General features: G+C 72.3%; 23 protein-coding genes. 11 read left to right on the top strand and 12 right to left on the bottom strand.

Annotated features, from left to right (window positions below; translation table 11 throughout):
* Nucleotides 1-54: 54 nt before the first annotated feature.
* Together AB0C59_RS10375 and AB0C59_RS10370 are read left to right on the top strand one after the other, a co-directional pair.
* The gene (locus AB0C59_RS10375; RefSeq protein ID WP_363002680.1) at nt 55-336 is read left to right on the top strand and encodes a hypothetical protein; all 282 of its coding nucleotides are present in this window, start codon (nt 55-57) and stop codon (nt 334-336) included.
* 295 nt (nt 337-631) lie between these two features.
* Nucleotides 632-1,327 (top strand): hypothetical protein, encoded by a 696-nt coding sequence (locus AB0C59_RS10370; protein WP_363002678.1) that lies wholly within the window; start codon nt 632-634, stop codon nt 1,325-1,327.
* A 61-nt stretch (nt 1,328-1,388) separates the two neighbouring features.
* On the opposite strand, the gene AB0C59_RS10365 is transcribed toward AB0C59_RS10370, so the two are convergent.
* Entirely contained in the window at nt 1,389-3,044 is a 1,656-nt protein-coding gene (locus AB0C59_RS10365) for an arylsulfotransferase family protein (protein WP_363002676.1), read from the bottom strand.
* Nucleotides 3,045-3,391: 347 nt separating this feature from the next.
* Between AB0C59_RS10365 and AB0C59_RS10360 the strand changes: the two genes are divergently transcribed.
* Both AB0C59_RS10360 and AB0C59_RS10355 read left to right on the top strand, forming a co-directional pair.
* Nucleotides 3,392-4,897: a cryptochrome/photolyase family protein gene (locus AB0C59_RS10360; RefSeq protein WP_363002674.1), complete on the top strand. Its 1,506-nt coding sequence runs from the start codon at nt 3,392-3,394 to the stop codon at nt 4,895-4,897.
* Between the two features lie 121 nt (nt 4,898-5,018).
* The gene (locus AB0C59_RS10355; RefSeq protein WP_363002672.1) at nt 5,019-5,669 is read left to right on the top strand and encodes a hypothetical protein; all 651 of its coding nucleotides are present in this window, start codon (nt 5,019-5,021) and stop codon (nt 5,667-5,669) included.
* 31 nt (nt 5,670-5,700) lie between these two features.
* Here AB0C59_RS10355 and AB0C59_RS10350 read toward each other — a convergent pair whose 3' ends face one another.
* The 3 genes from AB0C59_RS10350 to AB0C59_RS10340 all read right to left on the bottom strand — a co-directional run bounded on the left by AB0C59_RS10350 (nt 5,701) and on the right by AB0C59_RS10340 (nt 7,388).
* Nucleotides 5,701-6,081, bottom strand: a complete 381-nt coding sequence (locus tag AB0C59_RS10350; protein WP_363002670.1) for a peptidase inhibitor family I36 protein — start codon at nt 6,079-6,081, stop codon at nt 5,701-5,703.
* A 279-nt stretch (nt 6,082-6,360) separates the two neighbouring features.
* The gene (locus AB0C59_RS10345; RefSeq protein ID WP_363002668.1) at nt 6,361-6,858 is read right to left on the bottom strand and encodes a peptidylprolyl isomerase; all 498 of its coding nucleotides are present in this window, start codon (nt 6,856-6,858) and stop codon (nt 6,361-6,363) included.
* A 137-nt stretch (nt 6,859-6,995) separates the two neighbouring features.
* Nucleotides 6,996-7,388 (bottom strand): hypothetical protein, encoded by a 393-nt coding sequence (locus AB0C59_RS10340; protein WP_363002666.1) that lies wholly within the window; start codon nt 7,386-7,388, stop codon nt 6,996-6,998.
* Nucleotides 7,389-7,647: 259 nt separating this feature from the next.
* On the opposite strand from AB0C59_RS10340, the gene AB0C59_RS10335 reads away from it, so the two are divergent.
* Together AB0C59_RS10335 and AB0C59_RS10330 are read left to right on the top strand one after the other, a co-directional pair.
* On the top strand, nt 7,648-8,658 hold the full coding sequence (locus AB0C59_RS10335) for a hypothetical protein (RefSeq protein ID WP_363002664.1): 1,011 nt from the start codon (nt 7,648-7,650) through the stop codon (nt 8,656-8,658).
* A 71-nt stretch (nt 8,659-8,729) separates the two neighbouring features.
* Nucleotides 8,730-9,176, top strand: a complete 447-nt coding sequence (locus tag AB0C59_RS10330; protein WP_363002662.1) for a TIGR03618 family F420-dependent PPOX class oxidoreductase — start codon at nt 8,730-8,732, stop codon at nt 9,174-9,176.
* A gap of 32 nt (nt 9,177-9,208) precedes the next feature.
* On the opposite strand, the gene AB0C59_RS10325 is transcribed toward AB0C59_RS10330, so the two are convergent.
* Complete coding sequence (locus tag AB0C59_RS10325; RefSeq protein ID WP_363002660.1) at nt 9,209-9,544, bottom strand: Atu4866 domain-containing protein; 336 nt, start codon at nt 9,542-9,544, stop codon at nt 9,209-9,211.
* A gap of 68 nt (nt 9,545-9,612) precedes the next feature.
* On the bottom strand, nt 9,613-11,049 hold the full coding sequence (locus AB0C59_RS10320; protein ID WP_363002658.1) for a DUF1254 domain-containing protein: 1,437 nt from the start codon (nt 11,047-11,049) through the stop codon (nt 9,613-9,615).
* Between the two features lie 180 nt (nt 11,050-11,229).
* Between AB0C59_RS10320 and AB0C59_RS10315 the strand changes: the two genes are divergently transcribed.
* Nucleotides 11,230-12,414 (top strand): helix-turn-helix domain-containing protein, encoded by a 1,185-nt coding sequence (locus tag AB0C59_RS10315; protein WP_363002656.1) that lies wholly within the window; start codon nt 11,230-11,232, stop codon nt 12,412-12,414.
* A gap of 60 nt (nt 12,415-12,474) precedes the next feature.
* Here the strand turns inward: AB0C59_RS10315 and AB0C59_RS10310 are convergent, their stop codons facing one another.
* A complete protein-coding gene (locus tag AB0C59_RS10310; protein WP_363002654.1) occupies nt 12,475-12,981 on the bottom strand; it encodes a DUF6584 family protein in 507 nt (168 codons plus the stop codon).
* 155 nt (nt 12,982-13,136) lie between these two features.
* Between AB0C59_RS10310 and AB0C59_RS10305 the strand changes: the two genes are divergently transcribed.
* The gene (locus AB0C59_RS10305; RefSeq protein WP_363002652.1) at nt 13,137-14,441 is read left to right on the top strand and encodes an FAD-dependent monooxygenase; all 1,305 of its coding nucleotides are present in this window, start codon (nt 13,137-13,139) and stop codon (nt 14,439-14,441) included.
* 112 nt (nt 14,442-14,553) lie between these two features.
* Here AB0C59_RS10305 and AB0C59_RS10300 read toward each other — a convergent pair whose 3' ends face one another.
* The 3 genes from AB0C59_RS10300 to AB0C59_RS10290 form a co-directional block, all read right to left on the bottom strand.
* Nucleotides 14,554-15,075 (bottom strand): transglycosylase SLT domain-containing protein, encoded by a 522-nt coding sequence (locus AB0C59_RS10300; protein WP_363002650.1) that lies wholly within the window; start codon nt 15,073-15,075, stop codon nt 14,554-14,556.
* Between the two features lie 347 nt (nt 15,076-15,422).
* A complete protein-coding gene (locus AB0C59_RS10295) occupies nt 15,423-16,250 on the bottom strand; it encodes an MOSC N-terminal beta barrel domain-containing protein (protein WP_363002648.1) in 828 nt (275 codons plus the stop codon).
* A 210-nt stretch (nt 16,251-16,460) separates the two neighbouring features.
* Nucleotides 16,461-18,002: an alpha/beta hydrolase gene (locus tag AB0C59_RS10290; protein ID WP_363002853.1), complete on the bottom strand. Its 1,542-nt coding sequence runs from the start codon at nt 18,000-18,002 to the stop codon at nt 16,461-16,463.
* A gap of 338 nt (nt 18,003-18,340) precedes the next feature.
* Here AB0C59_RS10290 and AB0C59_RS10285 point away from each other — a divergent pair, with 338 nt between their 5' ends.
* Complete coding sequence (locus AB0C59_RS10285) at nt 18,341-18,946, top strand: lytic polysaccharide monooxygenase (RefSeq protein WP_363002646.1); 606 nt, start codon at nt 18,341-18,343, stop codon at nt 18,944-18,946.
* A 91-nt stretch (nt 18,947-19,037) separates the two neighbouring features.
* Here AB0C59_RS10285 and AB0C59_RS10280 read toward each other — a convergent pair whose 3' ends face one another.
* Nucleotides 19,038-19,721, bottom strand: coding sequence for an ABC transporter ATP-binding protein (locus AB0C59_RS10280; RefSeq protein ID WP_363002644.1), 684 nt, complete (start codon nt 19,719-19,721; stop codon nt 19,038-19,040).
* The gene (locus tag AB0C59_RS10275; RefSeq protein WP_363002642.1) at nt 19,718-20,806 is read right to left on the bottom strand and encodes an ABC transporter permease; all 1,089 of its coding nucleotides are present in this window, start codon (nt 20,804-20,806) and stop codon (nt 19,718-19,720) included. Before AB0C59_RS10275 ends, AB0C59_RS10280 begins: the two co-directional genes overlap by 4 nt.
* Nucleotides 20,807-20,977: 171 nt before the next feature.
* On the opposite strand from AB0C59_RS10275, the gene AB0C59_RS10270 reads away from it, so the two are divergent.
* A complete protein-coding gene (locus AB0C59_RS10270) occupies nt 20,978-22,198 on the top strand; it encodes a sensor histidine kinase (protein ID WP_363002640.1) in 1,221 nt (406 codons plus the stop codon).
* The gene (locus AB0C59_RS10265; protein ID WP_363002638.1) at nt 22,195-22,830 is read left to right on the top strand and encodes a response regulator transcription factor; all 636 of its coding nucleotides are present in this window, start codon (nt 22,195-22,197) and stop codon (nt 22,828-22,830) included. Before AB0C59_RS10270 ends, AB0C59_RS10265 begins: the two co-directional genes overlap by 4 nt.
* The last annotated feature ends 8 nt before the right edge of the window (nt 22,831-22,838 follow it).

Below are 22,838 nucleotides of genomic sequence, written 5' to 3'. Positions count from 1 at the left end.
GCGCCACAGGGATCGTCACCAAGCTGAGCGCCCTCACGCCCGAGGCAGTGGGCGGTGACGTCCAGGACCCGGGCGGTCCTGGGCGGTTCGCGCAGGAGCAGGCTGTCGCCGGGGGTGGCGGCGGTGACGCAGACCAGTTCGGTGCCGCCCGACGTGCGGCTGATCCACGCGGTGTCCTGGCGCCGGGCCGGTTTCACTGACCGCTGCGGCATCGGCGAGGACGGGGCCGTGCTCGTGCGGCCCGACGGCGTCGTGCAGCGGCGTGACGGTGACGTCAGCCCGGCCGCCGCCCGCTTCCTCGAATGGTGGAACCCGGCCTGTTACACAAGCCGTTGAGCGGGACGAGTGAACGGCGGAGCGGGCACGGGAGCAGGCACGACGGACCGCCGACGGCAACTGCGCTGCTCGGGTGCCTGTGCAGGTAGGACGCCCGGAAGCCCGTCCGCATCCGATCACGTCCATGGCCAACACAACCGAACATTGCGGAAATGTCCGTCTTGTGTAACGCGGCTCCGGTCGGTGATGTTTCTCGGCGGGCGTGCACCACAGTTGCGGTCCTCGGCAACGTCCGAGAACACGGAAGCACGCCGCCTCCCGAGGTGGGTGTGCACGCATGGGAGAGGAATGCTTCATGCTTGTCGCTCGCACCAGAACCACGGTCCGTCTGATCGCCACCTGTGTGGCGTCGGCCGCGCTCGTCGGGGCGGCCGCCCTGCCGGCTCTCGCCGACGGGCACGGTCAGGGCTCGGGAAGCCACAGCGGCACCTCGGGTGACATCGGCGGGCACGGCCAGGGCACCGGCGACCACGGCGGCACCCCCGGCGGCACGGGCGGACACGACCAGGGCGGCGGCCACAACGGCTCCGCCGGCGACAACGGCGGGCACGGCCAGGGCACCGGCGACCACGGCGGCACCGGCGGGCACGACCAGGGTGGCGGCGATCACCACGGCACCCCCGGTGGCACGGGCGGGCACGACCAGGGCGGCGGAGACCACGGCGGCACCCCCGGCGACAACGGCGGGCATGGCCAGGGCACCGGCGATCACCACGGCACCCCCGGTGGCACGGGCGGACACGGCCCGGGTACCGGTGGCCACGGCGGCTTCCCGGGGACGGGGGGCGTCGGCGGGCACGGTCAGGGTGCCGGACACCACGGTGGGCCCTTCGGCGGCCTGGGCGGACACGACGACGACTTCGACTTCCGCTTCGGCCGCTGGGACCACGGGCGGTACTACTACCGGAGCCACCACCGCGACCGCTTCGGCCACTGGCTGTGGCTCCTGGCTCCGCGCGGCGACTGGGACCGGTACCACCACCACCGCTGACCACGACGGCCGGCCCGTTTCGACGGGCCGGCCGACGGCATCGCACTGCGGAACGGCGCGGTCAGTCGCGCCGCTTCACCACCGCCGACGCCCTCAGGACCCTGCCCTTCGCGTCCAGCGCTCGTACCTGGAAGTACGGTCCCCGGGCACGCGTCACCACGGCGGTCTCGAACCCGTCGCGCGCGACATGCCGGACGGCGACCGACAGGGAGCCGGGGCGCGGACCGGCGAGCACCTGCCACGCCCTGGTCCCGGTGGAGCCGTTCCACGAGGCGAAGACGGTGGTGCGGTCGCCCTTGGCTCGTGCCGCGGCGCTCGGCGGGTAGTACGGAGTGCCCACCCATTCGTTCCGGTAGACGCGGTAGGAGATGTCGTTGCCCGGCATCCGCGCGTCGTAGAGCAGGTTCTTCGAGGCGTCGCCCTCGGTGTTGCCCGCGTTCCGGTATTCCGAGAGGTACGGGCTCTGGCCCCACCCGATGAACTTGTCGCCGTTCGGCAGGCTCTGGAGATTGCCCTGCGTGGGCGACTCCAGGGGCGGCTGGTGGTAGTAGGCCCTGGACACGGTCGCCTTCCGGTGACGGAGGTCGAGGTTCAGGATCAGGCCGTGGGACTTCTGCTCGGGGGTTCCGTCGGGCAGGTCGCAGCACCCGTCGTCGAACATGCTGATCCGGTCTCCCGGCCGGAAGCGCGCGTCGTGCTGCCAGTAGAAGTCCGCGTTCGGCCCGAAGGTGAAGTCGCTCTTCTTCCCGCCCAGTTGCCAGCGGATCCTGCCGGACTTCCTGGCGACGTCGTAGAGGGCCCACATGTTCCGGGCGGAGACCAGCAACTGCCCCTCGGGCCCCTCGTCCACCGAGTTCACGTGGAAGGCGTCCCACACGCCGTCGGACGAGGACGCGCTGGATACCGGCTCCTCCGAGTCCGCCGGGTCGAGGTGGTCCAGCGCGTTCCAGGAGAACACCAGCCGTCCCGTGGCGAGGTCGACCTCCTGGATCTCGCTGTTCAGGATGGCGCCGTCGGCGGGACCTCCGTACGGTGTCAGGTCCGCGGGAACCGGCCTGGACGCGATGAACAGGGCCGTTCCTCTGCGCGTCAGGGTGAACTCGTGTTCGTCCGGGTGGTAGCCGTGCCGCGCGAAGACGGTCCTGAGCAGCCGGTAGTGGCTGTCCACGATGTAGTAGCAGCCCCCTGGTTCCGGGGCGCCGGCGGGCAGGTTCGTGTAGTAGGGGGGAAGGGCGAGGGAACCCTGCCACCAGGTCAGCACGGGCTGCGTCCGGCGCGTGCGGGGATCACGGTAGCTCTGGACCCTCAGGTCGGCGTTCTGGAGGTTCACCGAGGGCAGGGGGCGGAACCAGACCGGGTCGCCGGCGTCGTCGTTGATCAGGGCACCCGTCTGTCCGACCATGCGGTCCGCGCTGAACGGTCCGACGAGGATGCCGCCCCGCGCCGTTCCCGGCCTGCGCGTGGTGACACGCACGCGCAGGGGGCGCAGTGCGGGAGCGGTGACGAAGCGCCAGACGCCCGGTCCCGACAGGACGGGCGACGGCGGGTTCTCCGAGGGAGGGTAGGGCGTGGTCGCGCAGGGGCGGGCGGTCGTCCCCCCATGACCCGCCGCGGGTGAGGGCGCGCAGGTGGCGAGGAGGCACCCCGATGCCATCGCGAAGGTGGTGACGGTACGGCAGGCCCGGTGGCGTACCCGGCGAGCGCGCGGTGGTCTCATGTCGAAGGGGCTTCCTTTCGCGGGGCGGCCGGGGCCGGGCGGACGGTTCGGCGGGGCCACCGTAGATCAGGCGGATGTCGACTCCGCGACGGCGGGCTCACGAGGATCCGGCACAGCCACCCGAATGACTCACGATGCCGGAGATGGCATCCGGTGAGCGCCGCGACCGGCGTGGCCTTCGGCTGCGAGGACGAGTGGCCGACCATCATGAGCGGGACGGGACCCGACGCGGCAGGGGTGCGCGGGCGCCGGGAAACCGCGGTCCTCGCGCCTCGCGGCTTGCGCCGGGACGACGAGGGCGACGGACAGCCGAGGACGACGGACGGACGGAGAGACGGCGCGGTCACATGGTCACTGCCCACTGGCTCTTCGGGGACCAGCTCGGACCCCATTTCCTCGCTCCCGGCGACGACGGGCCCGAGCGCGGGGCACCCGTGGTGATGATCGAGGCCCGTTCCGTCCTGCGCCGCCGGCGCTTCCACCGTGCCAAGGCCCATCTCGTCCTGTCCGCGATGCGCCACCGGGCCGCCGAACTGGGCGACCGCGTGCGCTACGTCCGCTGCGACACCTACCGGGAGGGACTGCGCGAGGCGGTCGGCGACGGTGCGGTGACGGTGCATCACCCCACCTCGTACGCCGCCCTGCGCCTGGTCCGGTCCCTGCCCGCGGTCCAGGTGCTCCCGGCCCGCGGCTTCCTCGTGCGGCAGGCGGACTTCCGTGCCTGGGCGGACGGCCTGGGCGGGCGGCGCCTGCGGCAGGAGGACTTCTACCGTCGGGTCCGGCGCGACCACGGGCTGCTGATGGACGGGGACTCCCCGGCGGGTGGCCGCTGGAACCACGACCACGACAACCGTGAGCCTCCCCCCGCGGGAGCGCGGTCCCTGGGCGCCCCGGCACCCTACCGGCCGCGGGAGGACGGCATCGACGACGAGGTGCGCCACGACCTGGACCGCTGGGAACGGGACGGACTGGTGGAGTTCGTCGGACGGGACGGCCCGCGCCGGTTCCCCGCCTCCCGGCGCGAGGCGCTGGCCGCGCTCCGCAGGTTCGTCGAGCACCGGCTCGCCGGCTTCGGCCCGCACGAGGACGCCATGCTGGCCGCCGATCCCGTGATGAGCCACAGTCTTCTGTCGTCCTCGCTCAACCTGGGGCTGCTGCATCCCGCCGAGTGCGTGGAACGCGCCGAGGACGCCTGGAGAACCGGGCAGGCGCCCGTCAACAGCGTGGAGGGCTTCGTCCGGCAGATCGCCGGCTGGCGCGAGTACGTGTGGCAGCTCTACTGGTACTTCGGCGAGGAGTACCGGTCCAGCAACGCGCTGCGGCACCGCACACCGCTGCCGGACTGGTTCCTCGACCTCGACGCGGACGCCGTGACCGCGCGGTGTCTGGCCACCACGCTGGCGCAGGTGCGCGACAGCGGCTGGACCCACCACATCCCCAGGCTGATGGTCCTCGGCGGCTACGCCCTCCAGCACGGCTGGGATCCGCGGGCGGTGACGGACTGGTTCCACCGCTGCTTCGTCGACGGCTACGACTGGGTGATGCTGCCCAATGTCATCGGGATGTCGCAGTACGCCGACGGCGGGCGGATGACCACCAAGCCGTACACCTCCGGCGGCGCCTACGTGCACCGCATGAGTGACCTGTGCGGCGGGTGCGTCTACGCGCCGACGGAGCGCGTGGGCGCGCGGGCCTGTCCGTACACCGCCGGGTACTGGGCCTTCCTGGACCGCCACCGCACCCGCTTCGAGGGCAACCATCGGATGACGCAGGCGGTCCGGGGCCTGGACCGCCTGGCCGACCTCGACGCGTTGCTGCGCCAGGAGCGGCAGCGGGGTCAGGACGCGCCCTGAACGCGGCCGAATCGACCGCTCTCGCGACGGACCCCGCGGGTCACAGCAGGGGAATTCCGTGTGAACAGTTGCGGCATGGACATGACTACATGTGCACGGGAACCCCACGGAAGGGCAGTCCATGAGGAAGAACTCCACTCGGAGGGTCACCGGCCGCGTGCTGCTGACGCTCGGCTGCGTGGCGGCGACGGTCCTGTCGGGCACCGCCGCGGGCGCCGCCGAGCGACTCCCCCGCACGGTCGCCGACACGCACACCGGCCCCGGCTTCGGCGCCGGTCGTGACGGCCGGTGCGTGGTCGTCTACTTCGACCTCGGCGAGACACTGATCCACACCGCCGAGGACAAGAGCATCGGATACATGCCGGGAGCGGCCGCGCATCTGCGTGCGCTCCGCGCCCGCCACATACCCGTCGGCCTGATCACCAACGTGCCGTCCTCCTGGGGCGCGACCGACGCGGAACGGGCCGCGGAGCTGAAGCGGGTGGTCGACAAGGACTGGAAGGACACGCGCCCCTTCGACTGGGCGGACTTCGGCGACCGGATCTTCACCCCGCGCACGGAGGCGGAACGCAAGCCCGCGCCCGTGCTGTGGCAGCGGGCCAAGGACGCCGCGGGCGGCTGCCGGGTCGTGTACCAGGCGGAGACCGACGACGAGATACGGGCCGGACGCGCCCTCGGGTACGTGACCTACCTGGTGGGGCGGCGCCACTGGCCCGCCTATATGCCCGTCCGGCTGATCACCGCACTCGCCCGCCTGCCGCGTGTGCCCTGACCGTCGCACCCCACGGCGCGGGTCGCGGCCCTCACTGCGGCTTGAAGGAGCGGATCTGGTAGGTGCCCTGCAGGTTCCCGCCCGCGCCCGCGGGAGTGGACCCGACGCGCGCGTGGTAGTTGGTCTGCGTGTAGTACTGAACGCGATGTCCGGTCCCGTTCCAGACCGAGCGGACGTTCTGCCCCCGCTGGATGAAGGAGCAGTTGTCGGCGGTGTTCGCCAGGTGTGACTGGAGCCACTGGCAGCGGGTCCCCCCGCCGTTCCAGCCACTGTAGAGGCAGAAATGTCCGGGGCTGCAGGAGTAGGCCGCGGCGTTCGTGGGGGTCGCGGGGGCCGCGGACGCGGCGGGTACGGCACCGAGGACGGCGGCGAAGGTTGCTGCTGCGACGGCGAGTGACTGGATACGCGGCATGACGGGGGTCTCCCTCTTCTCGCTTCTCGTTGGTGGCGCAAAGCGCCCACACCACCCTGAACCGAGCGGGGGGAGGAGCGCAGCCGGATCGCCGAGATGTCACCGGATCGGGGAGCCGTACGGTACGGCCGATCATCCGCGGGCGCGACGAGGCGCGAAGCCGCCGCTCGCACACCGAGCGGCGGCTTCGCGCCTCAGCCCTCACGGCCCGTCACCGGTGCCGCGCACACGCTTCACGCACGTGCGCTCGGTGCACCGGGACAGGGCGGCGGATCCGGGTCAGCCGCCGTCGACGACGCCGCTGGCCGCGATCTCGACCTTGGCCTTGGGGGCGCCGGACTGCGAGCCCAGGCCCTCGATCTGGTCGACCAGCTCCTGGCCCTCGACGACCTCGCCGAAGACGACGTGCTTGCCGTCGAGCCAGGGGGTGACGACGGTGGTGATGAAGAACTGCGAGCCGTTGGTGTTGCGGCCGGCGTTCGCCATCGACAGCAGGTACTTGCGGTCGTGCTTCAGGTCGAAGTTCTCATCGGCGAACTTCTCACCGTAGATGCTCTTGCCGCCCGTGCCGTCGTGCCGGGTGAAGTCACCGCCCTGCAGCATGAACTGGGGGATGACCCGGTGGAAGCCCGACCCCGCGTAGCCGTAGCCGTTCTGCCCGGTCGCCAGCTCACGGAAGTTGCGCGCGGTCTTCGGAACCACCTCGTCGAAGAGGTTGAAGACGATACGGCCGGCCGGGGCGCCATTGATATTGATGTCGAAGTAGACGTTGCTCATGGGGATCATCCTGTCACCCTCGACCCGACCGCACCCATCCGGCCACACAGGTGGGGTCGAAGATCCTTCGCGAGCGTCCTCGCGGAGCCGGCACACGGCCGTGGACGGTGGCGGCCGTCCACGGCCGCGTCGTCGGCTCAGCGGACGTGCACCGTCACCACGTCGGACGCGTGCAGACGCACGGGGCTGCGGTCGTGCCGGCTCGTGAGGCCGTACAGCACCGCGCGGAACTTCAGATCGCCGCGACGCGCGGACGTACCGTGCGCGGTGACCCGCGCATCGCCGTCGACCACGGCACTGCACTTCTCCTGGTGCCACCCCTCACCGAAGCCGTTCTCCTCCAGACACAGCTGGTGCAGGTATCCGGCGCTGTCGTCGCCACCCTGCGCCGCCACCGCGATGGACTCGCCGACATGCGCCGTGCGCGGCGCCGTGACGTCCACGGCGCCCTTGGCGAACACCGGACCGGCCGCCAGAGCGACCGAGGCCAGCCCCAGCGCGCCGACCACGACCGCACGACCGCCCCTCATCCTCACTCCCGACTTCCTCATGCTCGTCGACTCCCCTCCCGCGGATCCCCCGGGCGGCGGATCCGCTCCACGCAGGTGCCCGATGCACCCGGCTGTCCGGTCAGACGAGACGGCCACCCCACGCGTCCCCCTGCGCCCCGCACCGTTACACAACCACGACACAACGCACCAACCACGTCATAACTCCTCCAAGTGGCTCAAAAGGTCCGCTGGAGAGCTCTTAGAAACTTCTTAGGACCGCTCGCCAAGGTCACTTCCCATGATGTTCAAACGAGCTTCGGCTGTGATCGGTCTGATCCTCGCCACGACCCTGACCGAGGTCACCGGCGCCGGCGCGGCCACCGCCGCTCAGGGCACCGCGGCACCCGCTTCCTCGGGCCCCGTCAACTTCCTCTACGCGTCGATCGGGGACTTCGACAGCGACGTCAAGCCCCTGCTCGACCGCGCGGACATCGCCGGTGTGCAGCTGGTGGTGCCGTGGAAGGCCCTCGAACGGCAGGAGGAACAGTACGACTTCTCCGCGATCGACAGCGCCCTGGAGTACACCCGGGCCCGCGGCAAGAAGCTGTTCGTCCAGGTCCAGGACCGCTTCTTCACGCTGCCGGCCCGCCTCCCGGAGTACCTGCTCAAGGACCCGCGCTACAGCGGCGGCGCGGCGCCGACCACGAACGAGAGCGGGCTCGGTCCCGGCGAACCCGGTGCAGTGGCGGCCCAGTGGAACCCCGCGGTCAGGAACCGCTTCCACCATCTGCTGAAGGCACTGGCCGAGCGATTCGACGGCCGGCTCGCCGGGGTGAACCTCCCGGAGACCGCGACCGCGGTCGACGTGGACAAGGACCGGACCGGGTACAGCGACGACGCCTACTTCCGGGCGGAACTCGACAACATGGCCTATGGGGCACGGGTCTTCACCAAGACGCCGTTCGTCCAGTACGTCAACTTCTGGCCGGGCGAATGGAACAACGACCACGACTACATGGGGCGCGCCTTCGCCTTCGCCGAGAAGCACGGCGTCGGGCTGGGTGGCCCCGACATCCTGCCCAACCGCCCGGCGCAGATGCAGAACTCCTACCCCTTCTTCCACCGGTACCGGGGACGGCTCCCCCTTGTGGCGATGGCCGTGCAGGAGCCCGACTTCGAGTACACCGACCCCGACACGGGAAAGCCCTACACCCGAAAGGAGTTCACCGACTTCGGAAAGGGGTTCCTCGGGGCCGACTGCATCTTCTGGGCCACCAGCTCTCCTTGGCTCAAGCGGTCGGCGAAGTAGCGCCGTCCGACGCCGTGCAGGGCGTCACGGTGCCGGACCGGCCTGATGATCATGGTTGATAGCCTGCCGGGATGACCGCGACATTCGACGACGCCGTCCGCGCCCGACTGCAAGCCTCCAACATCTGGTACGTCGGTGCCGTCTTCGCCGACGGAGCCCCCCAGGTCAGCCCGATGTGGGTCGACCTGGAGGGTGAGGGGGAGCTGATGTTCAACACGTCGGTGGGCCGCGTGAAGGAGGAGAACCTCCGCCGCGACCCCCGTGTCTACCTCTCCCACGCCGACGCCGCCGATCCCTTCAACCGCGTCCAGATCAGTGGCGTGGTGAGCCGTTTCGTCGAGGGCGAGGAGGCCCACGAACGGATGGACCGGCTGGCCCGGAAGTACCTGGGCAGTGAGCGGTTCGAGTGGACCATGCCAGGGGAGCAGCGGGTCGCGGTGATCGTGCGCCCGGTGAAGGTACGGCACATCGTCGGGGTGGAGCGGTTCCGGCCCGGCGGCCCCGTCCCCGCTTCCTGACCGTCCACCGAAGGGCGCACGGCGCCCCGGGCTCACTTCAGGTGTCGGCCGAAGAACCGGGCCCCGTCCTCCACCTCGGGAGGCCGGCAGGAGTCGGAGCGCGTCGTCTCCCCCTCCCGGTGGAGCACCAGGTGCTCGTGGAAGAGGACCCCGTCGCGGACGTCGCCGGTGGCGGTGAAGCCGGTGTCGTCGAGGTAGTCGATGTGGTCGCCGGTGACGGTGCAGCAGCCGGTGTAGGCGCTGCGGCGGCCGCCGCGGGCCTCGTCGTAGCGGCCGTCGGGCAGGAGTTCCTGGCGGATGAAGCCGTCCGCGCTCACCCACATCCCGACGTACGGGTGCGGGTCGCGGGGTGTGCCGTTGCTGGTCATGGCCCCACGATCACCCCGGCCGCCGCCGCCATCCAGGCCGCCGTCCTGCCGGGCAGACCGCGCGGGCCTCACCTGCTCACGGTGATTCCGGGCGGGGTCCAACTGCCGTCGAGGGCGGCGGGCTTGGGCCGGTACATACGCAGGATCACGGAGAACCGGCCGGACGGTGCGGGCAGCCAGTTGCTCCGCTTGCCCGCCGGGGCGTCGTGCTGGAGGTAGATGTCCATGGAACCGTCGCGGTTGGGCTTCGGGGTGACGTCGTGCCCGATCTCGTAGCGCTTGATCGGGTTGGGGACCAGGAAGCCGGACGGGTCGTACATCGTGAGGGACCAGAAGGCGCTCACCGGTGGGGTGTGGCCCGGAGCGAAGTGGAGCACGTACCGGTGGGCTCCGGTCAGGGCCCTGCCCCGGCTGTCGGTGCGGGCGATCGGGTAGACGGCGTCCTGGGGGAGGTTGGCGCCGAGTCCCTGCCAGGCGGTGGTCGCGCGCAGCAGGTAGTCGGTTCCGTAGTGGCCCAGCTCGAGGGACTCGCGCCAGCCGTTCACGTCGGTGCCGGTGGTGGCGAGTGCGGACTTGATCCGCTTCTGGGCCGCGGGGACGGCCTGGCGCAGGGCCTGTGCCGTGGCGGGTCCCTTGGCGTCGATGTCGAACGGCCGGCCGGGGGTGACACCCAGGCGGGCCAGAGCGGCCACCATGGGTGCGTCCTTCTTCGCGGGAGCGTCGGTGGCCATGGCCGAGGCCAGCTGGGAGAAGAAGGTCTGCGCGTCCATGGCGGCGACGCGGGCGGCCGGCGGTGTGTCGGGCACGGTCGGGTCGACGTGGCCCGCGGGCGGGGGGCGGTGGTGGCCGTGGTCGCGGAGCGGTTCGAGTGTGTAGTGGCGCGCGAGGGCCTTGACGGCAGGCAGGTCGGAGGGGCCGTCGAACTGGGTTCGGCCGAGGATCCACGCCGTCTCGGTGGGCGCCTTGATGCGCTTGACTCCGGCCGGCAGCCGTCCGTGCCAGCCGGGTCCGGTGATGGCGAAGTCGCCGGCCGAGCTGCCGGTGGTGCGGGTTCCCGGGGAGGCGAAGACGTCGGTCCAGCCGCTGAGCATGGGCATCATGAAGTACCGGCCCTTGGTGTCCGGCACGTGAAGCAGGAGGGGACCGTTTTTCAGGTCCAGCCACGCCGAGGTGTACAGGGTGTCGACGTTGGGGGCGACCACGGTGTGGAACCGCGGGTCGGGAGTGGTGTCCGCCTTGGCGAACTGGTTCACCGGCGCCCGCAGGCGGCCCGGGTCGGGCTCGGCCACGTTGGTGGACAACTGCTCGGTGGCCCGTGCCAGGACCAGCGGGTAGCCGTAGACGTACGCCTTGACCGCGTCGGCGGCGGTCGCGGCGGAGGGCTCGGACGGGGTGTGCGCCGTGCTCGCCTGAGCGGTTGTCAAGGATGCGGCGGACAGCGCGAGCGCGGCCACCCCCGCGCTGACGGCGGTACCCCAGCGGCGGGGTCGACGCGTTGGGTTCATGGACGTTTGTTCCTCACAGGGCTGCGGTCGGGGGCGACGGCCGGACGGGGGTGGTGCGGGTGGACCGGGCGGCCGTCACCGTGCAGCACGAAGATCCGATCGTCATGACATCACTGTCGTCCCACCTCCGGGTCGGGACAATCGGCTCGCAGGACACCCCGGACGCCCTATCGTTGTGATGTGTCACAACCAAGCGCGTCGCCGTTCGAGGCCCTGGAACCCGCGGACGGGATCCGCGAGCAGACGCTCCGCATCGCCGCCCGTCTCGAACCCCGGATCAACCAACTGGCCAGGCTGATCGTGGAACGCCAGCGGGCCGAGGTCCCCGGATTCGACCGGCTCCCCGGCGACATGCAGGACCTGGAGATCGCCTCGGCCGCTCGGCACACGATCCGCGGCTTCCTCCGCGGCGCGCGGGGCGTCGTGGACACCGAGACCGAGGTGCTCCGCGAACGCGCCGCCCAGCGCGCCGCCGAGGGTGTCCATCTGACGGGGGTGCTCAGGGCGTACCACGTCGGCGTCGAGGTGCTGACGGACGCGCTGTGCGCCGCCGCCCGCCCCGGGGAGGAGGCCGCCCTGGTGTGGCTCACCCGCCGGCTGTTCACGACGGTCAACGCCCTGGTCGAACATGCCACCGAGGCGTACCTCCTGGGCATGGCGGACCAGCAGGCGGCAGGGCGGGAGTTGGCCTCGGCGCTGCTGCGCGGTGACGCGCCGCAGGAGGTGGCCGCCCGGTGCGGGCTCCCGCTCGAACCCGGCTACCTCGTGCTCAGTGTCCGTGCCCCGGAGCCCCGGGAACCGGTGGCCGCGCGACGACTGCTTCACCAGGTCCTGGGCCGACTCGCGCCCTGCGCGGACGGCCGGGCGCTCAGTCTGCCGAACGAGCAGGGCGGCCTCGTCCTGCTCCCCCTCGGCATATCCCACTCCGACCTCGTCCGGCAGTTGTCCACCGGTCAGCCCCTCCCCCTGATCGCGGGGGCCGCGCTCGCGGCCGGCCCGGGGGACGTTCCCGCGGCGGCCGAGCAGGCGGCCCGGATCGCCGCCGTCGCCCGCGCCCCGGGCGTGCACCGGCTCCATGACGTGCTGCTCGACTACCATCTGGCCGGTTCCGGGGACAGCGCCGCCGAACTGGTCGCGCTGCTGGCCCCCTTGGACGGCCACGTCGGGCTGCCCGAGACCGTCGCCGCGTTCCTCGACCACGACCTCGACCGGCGCCGCACGGCCGAAGCACTCAGGGTGCACCCCAACACCGTCGGCAACCGCCTTGCCCGGGCTGCCCAGTTGACCGGCCTGGACCCGCACACCACGCGCGGCGTACAGCTCTTCGGCGCCGCCCTCACCCTGCGCCTGCTCGCCGAGAGCTGAGGGCTGTCCCGCAATACCCCGGCGGGCGCGCGACGACGGCTACGCCGGCTCGCCGGTGGGTCAGTCGAAGAGGGCGACGAGTCCGTTCACCCAGACCGCGAGGAACGCGAGGACCGCGACCAGGCATCCGGCCCCGGCCAGGAAGTCGGCCAAGGGGCGTGACCTGCGGGCCGGCATCTCGCCGGAGGGCACCGCGTCCCAGTCGACGGGGTGCCCCATGGCCTCGGAGCAGTCCGCCCGTACCGCCGCCAGTCGCTCTCTGGCGAAGGCGGTTCGGGCACGTGACTCCGGCCCCTGCCAGGCGAGCGCCCGCATGCGCTGCGGAGCCGTGTGGTGTCTGGCTTCGAAGGCGGCGGTCTCGGCCGTGTCCCGGTCCTGTTCGAGGTACATCCAGCGGCCCGCTTCCGCGGGCTCTCCGTAGAGGCGGTACACCTCGGCCAGGCGCCGGCGCAGCATCAGGTCGTTCGGGAAGGACGACACCAGCCCGCGCAGGCGCTGGCGCGCGGCGGGGACCCGGCCGGCCGCCAGGTCCGCGTCGACTCGGGCAAGCGTGTCTTTCAGCGGCATGAGCGCATGATCGGACAAGACGGTGACCACCGTCGACCGGGTTTCGTCACTCAGCGGGGTTCGAGGCCGTCGCGCAGCAGGTCGAAGGCGTGTTCCGCGGCCCGGACCGCCCGCGGGTAGCGGTCCGCGGCGGACTCGCCGTCGACCAGGCACTGGTGGTTCATGTCGGCGAGTTCACGTTCCACCGCGATCACCTGAGTGGCGGTGAGGCGCGCGGTGAGGGCGTCGAAGCCCGCTTCCCGGAGCGCCCCGGCCAGCGAGTGCTGGACTGCCGGCCCTGGCGGACCCGCCACCCCCACCCCGTCGACCTTCCGCCGGCGCGACTGGAGGCCTTCCTCGAACAGCGCCTTGCCGACCGGGGCGTCCCCGTGCTGCGCGGGTACGAGGTGACGGCGGTCGAGCAGGACTCCGAGGGAGTCACCGTCGGGGACGTCCAGGGCCGTTATCTCGTCGCGTGCGACGGCGCGCACAGCACGGTCCGCGCCCTGCTGGACGTCCCGTTTCCCGGCAGGGCGGCCAGGATGTCCTCCGTCGCCGCCGACGTCACCCTCGCCTCCCGGTCCGCCGAGGTCCCGGCGGAGGCCGGGCACGTCAGCAGGTACACCCGGGCCGCGGGCGGCTACTTCACCGTCCTGGCCCCGCTCGGCGACGGCCTGTACCGGCTGATCTTCGGAAAGACCTCCGGGGACGGCCCGAGCCGCGAGGTGCCCGTCGCCGCCGACGAGATCCGCGCGGCGCTGCGGGCCGTGTACGGGAGCGAGACGGAGCTGGGCGAACTGCGTGCCGCGTCGCGGTTCAGCGACGCCGTCCGGCAGGTCGAGCACTACCGCGCGGGCAGGGTGTTCTTCGCCGGTGACGCGGCGCACATCCATATGCCCATCGGCGGCCAGGGCATCAACCTCGGCATCCAGGACGCCGTCAACCTGGGCTGGAAACTCGCCGCCACCGTCCGCGGTTGGGCACCGCCCGGCCTGCTGGACAGCTACCACTCCGAGCGGCACCCGGTCGCGGCACGGGTCCTGCGACACACCCGCGCTCAGGCAGTGCTGCTGAACACCGGACGAGACGAGGAGGTCGCCGCGGTCCGCGACGTCGTCACCGACCTGCTCCGCCTGCCGGACGCCAACCGGTCCATCGCGGGCATGACGTCGGGCCTCGACATCCGGTACCCCGGGCTCGACCCCCGCATGGCCGACCTCGACCTGACCACCCACGACGGCCCGACCCGGGTCAGCGAACTGATGCACTCCGGACGCGGGCTGCTGCTGTCCCTCGACGGGCGGCACAGGCCGATCGAGGGCTGGGCGGACCGCGTCGACCACGTCACGGCCGAGACCGGCGAGGTCAGTGAGGACGGCGACGCCGTACTGATCCGTCCCGACGGCTACATCGCCTGGTCCAGCACACACGACGCATCGGTCGAGACCGCTCTCGCCCGATGGTTCGGCCCCCGGGCATGACCTGAGCGGGACGGGGCGTCCGGGCGCCCGCCGTCCTGCCGTTCCCACGCGGAAGGGCGGCACCCGTGGGGGTGCCGCCCTGTGGTCGTGAGCGTGAAGAGGTCCGCGTGCCTCAGTACGCGCTGTTGACGTTGTCCATCGAGCCGTAGCGGTGCGCGGCGTAGTTGCAGGCGGCGGTGATGTTGGCGACCGGGTCGTAGATGTTCCACGAGGTGCCGGTCACGTGGTAGGTCCGGAAGGTCGGGTCGATGACCTGGAGCAGACCCTTGGAGGGGATGCCGTTCTGGGCGTTGACGTCCCAGTTGTTGATGGCCATCGGGTTGCCGGAGGACTCACGCATCACGTTGCGGTGGATACCGCTGTAGGAGCCCGGAATACCGTGCTGCTTCATGATGGCCAGGGACTGGCGGATCCAGCCGTCCAGGCTGTTGCCGGACGCCTTGGGCGCGGCCTGCTGGGCCGTGGCGGTCGTCGTGGGGGCCGTGGGGGCCTGGTGCGAGGGGGTCTGCGCCTGGCTCGGTGCGGCGCTGAGCACCATCGCGCAGCAGCCGGCCGCGGCCGCGGCGGCCACCGAGAGCTTGCGGGTCTTGGTCAGAGCACGAGCACGGGCACGGATGTCGGTGTTCTTCAGCATCGACTAAGAGACCTCTTCGTAGAACGCGGACGCCGCCCGTCTCCTCACCTCGCCGGCCTTTCCCAGCGATGAGCGCCGCGGTCCGAGGACCACGACGCCGAGCGACGAGAACGATTCTTAGCGACCGCGAAACCACCTGGCAAAGGTGTGACGTACTACCCCACACCCCCACACCAAACCCCGCCAAACAGGACAAACCGCATCAATCGCCTGCTCAGGAACCCCCCCACCCCCTCCTATACAGCCTCGTACGTGACCCACGCCCTGTGCCCGCCCTCACAACACCAGCGACCCGACATCACATCCAGTTGCTGACGCAAACGCTCTGTGGAGGGCTCGGAGCCGGGTCAGACCTCGCTCTCGCCCCAGGCCGTGACCGTCACCTCGTCGCCGACGCGGATCCGGCCGGGGCGCAGCACCGCGTACTTCACTCCGAGCGCCACCCCTCCCCCCGCCGCGCGCCGGTAGCCGGCCAGGGTGCGCAGTGGTTCCGGGCCGTCCCGGCGGCCCCTGCGCTGGTCGACCATGACGACGGCGCAGCGGATCGCGGGCTTGGCGTAGCCGAGGTCGGTGCCGGCGACGGTGAGGCGGTGCGCGCGGTCCTCCGTGTGGGGCTCGTCCCAGCCGTCGATGACCACGTTCGCCCGGAAGCGGTCCGCCGGCACGGCGGGGGCGCCGTTCTCGGCCAGCTTCTCGTCCAGCAGGTCGAGAGTCGCGCGGGACAGGACGTGCAGCGCGCAGCTGTCGGCGTAGCCGGAGGTGCCGGGTGTGCGGCCGTCGGTGATCCGGTCGTGTTCCGGTGGCACCCGGACCAGGCGGCTCGGCGCGCGCAGGATCCCGGAGAGCCACCGGGCGGCTTCCTCGCCCTGGTCGATGCCGTGGAAGGGCTGCCCGAAGAGGTCCACCGGGACGCGGGGGCCCCGGGTGTCGACGGGTACGTCGAGTGGCGGCAGGCCGTCGGCCCTCAGGGTGAGGAGTTCGCCGCCGGGGCTCACCGCGGGGTGCACGAGGGCCAGGCGAGGGTCGCGGCGCTGCGTGCGGAAGACGCCGTCCGCGCCGGTCACCATGAAGCTGCGGTCATGGGCGAGCCCGGCCGGGGTCAGCACGGCTTCGTCGAGGTGCGTACCGGCCGCCCCTTTGACGGGGAAACAGGTCAGCTTGGCCACATGAGGCATGCGGGGATCTCCTGAGCTCGGCTCACCCGCCCCGACCGGACGGGCGGGGCGGGCGGGACGGGCCTTCGCGAGGCCCGGATGAGGCAGTGGCGCGCGCGTCGGCGGACCTGCCCATGGAGAGTCTCCTCCATGGGCAGGTCCGGTGGTTCGCCGCCGGATCATCGCGCGCGCCGGGCGGCGGGCTTCGGCGTCACGAACGCGTGAGGCCGGTCAGAACCGGGGCGCTCCGGCGGAGTGGGGCGCCACGGGGGCGTCGCCCTGTCCGGCCCGGGAGTTCGTGCCGGGGGCCGCCTTGCACGTGACGTCGTGTGCGGGCAGCTTGCCGGTGGCCAGGTAGGAGTCGACCGTGCGGTCGGCGCACAGGCGCGGGTTTCCCGCGTAGACGCCGTGGCCCTCGCCGCCCTCGACGTACACCATGCGCGATCCCCTCAGGGCGCGGTGCATGCCGAGGCCGCTGGTCAGGGGGGTCTGGGGATCCCACTGGTTCTGCACGGTGAGCAGGCCCACGCGGCTGTCCACCTTGGTGACGGGCTCGGCCGGCTTGCCCCAGAACGCGCAGGGCGTGATGGCGGAGCCGAAGTCGCCGTAGAGCGGGTACCGGGCCTTGTCGCGGATCGCGTCGCGCCGGTACTGCTCGGGGTCGTGCGGCCAGGCCGCCGTGTCGCCGCAGATCACGCTCCACAGGACGGCGGAGTCGTTGTCGGCCGGCGGCTGCGCGGCGCGCGCGAAGGCGCCGGGCGCGGGACGCCCGTCGTGCGGTGCGGCGGACGGGTGCGCCACCGGGTGTCCGGCGGCCGACTTCTTCAGGTCCGCGACGGTCCGGGCCGCCTCCTTCGGGGTGAAGAACTGCGGGCGGAGCAGGGAGCGGATGTCGTCGCCGGTGAGTCTGGTGCCGGTGCCGTCGTCGACCGGGTGGCGGTCGGCCAGGGCGACCAGGTCCCAGAAGGCCTTCTTCACCTTCGCCGGGGTGTCGCCCAGCTTGTAGTCGTGGTCGTGCCGGGCGGTCCACTCGGCCCAGCGGGCGAACGCGGGCTCGGTGCCCTCGGCCCACACCTGGATCATGCCGCGCCACACCCGGGCCGGGTCGACCGCGCTGTCCAGCACGAACCGGTCGGTCCGCGCGGGGAACATCTGGGCGTAGACGGCGCCCAGGTAGGTGCCGTAGGAGTAGCCGAGGTAGGAGAGCTTCTTCGCGCCCACGACCGCACGAAGGACGTCCATGTCCCGCGCGGTGTTCCGGGTGGTGATGTACGGCAGCGTGGCGCCGTTCTTCGCGCGGCACTTCTCGGCGACGGTCCGGGCCCACGTGACGTCCTTGTCGAACGTCGCCGGGTGGTAGGGGTGTTCGGTGTTCCGTTCGGTGGTCGTCAGGCCGCAGGTGAGCGGGCTGCTGCGGCCCACGCCGCGCGGGTCGAACCCGACGAGGTCGTACCGGTCCCGGACGTCCTTGGGCAGCATGGGCTTCATGAGGGCCGGCATGTCGAGGCCCTCGCCGCCCGGACCGCCGGGGTTGAAGACGAGCGCGCCGCGCCGCTTGGCGGGGTCGCTCGTCCTGATGCGGGAGATGGCCAGCCGCAAGGTCTTGCCGTCGGGGCGGCTGTAGTCCAGCGGCACCTTGATCGTCGCGCACTGGAAGGTGGCGGGCAGGGAGGTGTCGCAGCGGTGCCAGGCGGGTCTCTGGGTCTCGAACGCGCGCGGCACGCCGGCCGCGTGCGCCGGGGCAGGGGCGAGGACGGGGACAAGGGTCGCCATGACCCCCGCCGCGGCCAGGGGTGCGATGGTTCCTATCCGCACGATGACGGTTCCTCTCGATCAACTGGCGTGACAGGAAGACCCTTTCGCGGACGATGCGTGGGCGGATCCGTCTGCGGGGCGGACTTGATGCGACTCGCGGCGTACGCGGAAAGAGACGTACGGAGGAGAACCCGGGCGGGCCGTATTCCGTCCGCGCCCCGGGCGGGCTCGACCCCACCACCCTCGACGTGCCCCGCCATCGACATGGACACCTTCAACGGCCGCCTCTATGCTGCGACTTGGTCTAGACCTGTACAGCTCACCGAGCCTCCCCCACGTTCTCCAGGAGCGGCAGCATGCGCACACGGACCAGACTCTCCGCGCTCGTACTGGGCCTTGCCACCACCGGAGCCCTCGTGCTCTCCACCGGTAGCGCCCACAGCCACGGCTACACCGACCTCCCCCTCAGCCGACAGAAGCTGTGCGCGATCGGCACCGTGGCGAACTGCGGCGGAATACAGTACGAGCCGCAGAGCGTCGAGGGCCCGAAGGGCTTCCCCGCGACGGGCCCTGCCGACGGGCAGATCTGCAACGGCGGCCTCAGCCGTTTCGCCCAGCTCAGCTCACCGACGACTCCGTCCGGCGCACCGTGGCCCACCACCAGGGTGACGGGCGGTCAGTCCTACACCTTCCGGTGGCAGTTCACCGCCTCGCACGCCACCACCGACTTCCGGTACTACCTCACCCGGCAGGGCTGGAACCAGAACCACCCCCTGTCCCGCTCGGACCTCGACACCACCCCGTTCCTGACCGTCCCCTACGACGGCCGGCGCCCGCCGAGCACCGTCAGCCACGCGGGTGTCCTGCCCACCGGCCTGTCCGGACACCACGTGGTCCTCGCGGTCTGGACGATCGCCGACACGGGCAACGCGTTCTACGCCTGCTCCGACGTCACCTTCTGAGCGGACGCGGCTCCCGGCGGGCGGCTTCCGGGGCGGGCCGGCGGATGGGCCGACGGTCGTCAAGGAGCGCCTCCGCTCGCCCTGCCGCGGCTCAGGTCGCCGCGGCAGGGACGGTGAGCCGTCCGTCCCGTACCTCGGCGACCCGGTCGACGGCCCTGAGGTGGGTGCGGTCGTGGGTGACCAGGACGGTGGCGGTGGCCCGCTGGTGGGTGAGGCGGGTGATCAGGTCGATGACGGCGGCGCCGCGTTCGTGGTCGAGGGCGCTGGTGGGTTCGTCGACCAGCAGGACGGTGGGGGCGTTCATCAGGGCGCGGGCGATGTTGACGCGCTGGCGCTGGCCGCCGGAGAGCTGGTGGGGCCGTCGGCCCGCCTGGTCCGCCAGGCCGACGGCGTCGAGGAGTTCCACGGCCCGGCGCCGGGCGTCGCGGGGCTTGCGTCCGTCGATCTGCGCCATGACCTGGAGCTGTTCGGCGGCCGTGAGGGAGGGCAGCAGGTTGGGCTGCTGGAAGACGATGCCGATCGTGTGACGGCGCAGCTCGGCGAGTTCGCCGCGGGTCATGCCGGTGGTGGGGACGCCGTCGACGGTGACGGTGCCGCGGTCCGGCGCGATCAGGGTCGCGGCGACGGCGAGCAGGCTGGACTTGCCGGAGCCGGAGGGGCCGACCACGGCGGTCAGGGTGCCTCCGGGGACCTCCAGGTCGACCCGGTCCAGAGCGGTCAGCCGGGTGTCGCCGTCGGGATAGGTGAGGGTGACGTCGGTCAGCGTGAGGCTCATCGTGCGCTCCCCAGGGCGGTCAGCGGGTCGACGGAGGTGATGCGGCGGATGGACAGGGCGGCCCCGAGAACGCCGAGGATGATCATCACGGCGGCCGGGACCAGGACGGTGGCGGGCGTGAGGAGGAAGGGCACGGCCGAGCCGGCGACGAGCGCTCCCAGGGCGGCGGCGGTGCCGGTGCCGATCAGCGTGCCGCCGGCCAGCAGGACGACGGCCTGGCCGAGCGCGTCCTTGAGCAGGCCGGCGGTGGAGGCGCCGAGCGCCTTGAGGACGGCGACGTCGCCGCTGCGCTGGATGGTCCACACGGTGAAGAAGGCGCCGACGACGAGAGCGGAGATGGCGAACAGGAAGCCGCGCATCAGTTGGAGGGAGCCGTTCTCGGAGGCGTAGGAGCCGATGGCGGACAGCGACTCCCCGAGGGTGACCGTCCTCGTGCCGGCCTGCCGGTCGACGGCGGCCGTGTCCGCCCCCGAGGCGGTGGTCAGGGCGATGACGGTGGCGGTCGGGCCCTGCCCTCCCCCGGTGGACCGTGCGGCGTTCCGCCAGACGTCCAGGCTGGTCCAGATCACCGGGGTGTGGCTGAAGGAGGCGTCCCCCTCGACCGCGGCCACCCTCAGCCGCTGCCCGGCCAGGGTGAGCGAGTCGCCGGCCCGCGTGCCGAGGCCGTCGGCGGCCGCGGTGGACAGCACCACCGCGCTGTCACTGATCCTGCCGCCGTCCGGGGCGAGGGCCGAGCCGGGCTCGACACCGAAGGCGGAGACCGCGGTGCTCCTGTCCCCGGCCGTCGCCCTGGTCGTGGTGATCCCCAGAGGTTCGGCGCTTTCGACGCCGGGCGCCCGGGACCACTGCCGCCACTGCCGCCGGGTGACGGTGGAGTCGGAGTAGGAGAGTTCCTGGCCGTCGCCGGGAGCCTGGAACGCGATGCGGTCGGCGGGCAGTCCCGTGATCGCGGACGTGTTCTGCCGGCCCAGTCCGGCCGTCAGTCCGGACAGCAGTCCGACCAGCAGGGTGATCAGGACGACGACGGCTCCCATCAGGGCGAAGCGCCCCTTGGCGAACCTCAGGTCTCTCCAGGCGACGAACACGGCCTTGGCCCGTCCTTTCAGGGGTCGAAGCGGGTGTGGCCCAAGGGTCGCCGTCGGGCCCCCGTGCGCGCGTCCGGCGCAGGGCGGCACTCCGCGGGCCGCAAGGCGGCACGCGGCTTGTACCTTTCGATGGAGGCCCCGGGCGGAACGTTTCTTTAGCCTGGAGGGACTGTGAAGACCACCGCCCCCGCCCTGACCCCGACCACCCGCACCCTGGCCTGGTGCCTGCATCTCCTGGTCGTCGCCCTGCTCGCCCTGGCCGCCGGCCGGGCCGTCGCCGGGGACCGCCCGCACGCCGCACCGATCACCGTCACGGCCGCGGGCTGCGCCCTGGTCTACGCGGCCGGGCCCTGGCTGCCCCGGGTGCACCGCTCGCGGCGCGCCGCGGCACTGTGGCTGGCCGCCGTGGGCGCCGTCTGGCTGGTGCTGCTGGCGCAGACCCCCGACGCGGTGTGGGTGGCGTTCCCGTTGTACTTCCTGCAGCTCCACCTGCTGTCCCGGCGCGCCGGCCTGGCCGCGGTGGCGGCCACCGCGGCGGCGGCCGTCACCGGCTTCGCCGCGCACCAGGGCTCCTTCAGCGCGGCCATGGCGATCGGACCGGCCCTGGGCGCCGCCGTGGCGGTCGCGGTGGTGTGGGGGTACCAGGCCCTGTACCGGGAGAGCGAGCAGCGCAGGCGCCTGATCGAGGAGCTCACGGCCACCCGCGCCGACCTGGCCGCCGCGCAGCACTCCGCCGGTGTGCTGGCCGAACGCGAACGGCTGGCCCGCGAGATCCACGACACCCTGGCCCAGGGGCTCTCCAGCATCCAGCTGCTGCTGCGCGCCGCCGAACGAGCCCTGCCGGACGCGCCGGGGAACGCCGTCCGCCATGTCGTCCAGGCACGGCAGGCCGCGGTGGACAGCCTCGCCGAGGCCCGCCGGTTCGTCGCCGCGCTCGCTCCGCCCGCGCTGGAGGACACCACCCTGGTCGGCGCCCTGGAGCGCCTGTGCGCCACCACCGGTGCCCGCCACGGGATCACCGCGCGCCTCCACCTCACGGGCGCCCCTCGGCCGCTGCCGACCGCGCACGAGGTCGTCCTGCTGCGCGTCGCCCAGTCCGCCCTCGCCAACACCGTCCGCCACGCCGGTGCCGCAACCGCCGACGTCACCCTCAGCCACCTCGGCGACCACGTCGCCGTGTCCGTCGCCGACGACGGACACGGTTTCGACCCCGACCTGCTTCCTGTCCCGGACCCGGAGGTCGGCGGGTTCGGACTGGGCGCCATGCGGGCCCGCGTGCACGCGCTCGGCGGCACCCTCACCGTCGCGTCCGCCCCCGGCCACGGCACCACCCTGACCGCCCGACTTCCCCTCGACCCCACCCCCGCTCCCGCACCCGAGGCCCGCCCGTGACCGACACCCCCATCCGCCTGCTCCTGGCCGACGACCACCCCGTCGTACGGGCCGGGCTCCGCGCCGTCCTGGAGACCGAGGACGGGATCGCCGTGGTGGCCGAGGCCGCCACCGCCGAGGACGCCGTCGTCCGCGCCGCCGGAGGCGACATCGACGTCGTGCTCATGGACCTCCAGTTCGGCAGGGGGATGAACGGCGCCGAGGCGACCGCCGCCATCACCGCCCGCCCCGGCGCACCCCGCGTGCTGATCGTCACCACCTACGACACCGACGCCGACACCTTGCCCGCCATCGAGGCGGGCGCCACCGGCTACCTCCTCAAGGACGCGCCGCCCGAGGACCTGGCCGCCGCCGTGCGCACGGCGGCGGCGGGCCGCACCACCCTGGCGCCCACCGTCGCCGACCGGTTGATGAACCGGCTGCGCACCCCTGGCACCGCCCTGACCCGGCGCGAGACCGAGGTCCTCGCGCTGGTCGCCGAGGGCCTGTCCAACCAGGCCGTCGGCGACCGCCTCCACCTGACCGAGGGCACGGTCAAGTCCCACCTGGCCCGCGTCTACGCCAAGCTCGACGTCGACTCCCGCACCGCCGCCGTCGCCACCGCCACCGGCCTCGGCCTGATCCGCCGCTGACCGGCCGG

Origin of the sequence: Streptomyces sp. NPDC048664, from assembly GCF_040650555.1 — a bacterium.
In the GTDB taxonomy this organism is placed as follows: Bacteria; Actinomycetota; Actinomycetes; order Streptomycetales; family Streptomycetaceae; genus Streptomyces.
The sequence above is the reverse complement of the archived record's forward strand: the minus strand, read 5'-3'. Positions and strand labels throughout refer to the sequence as shown.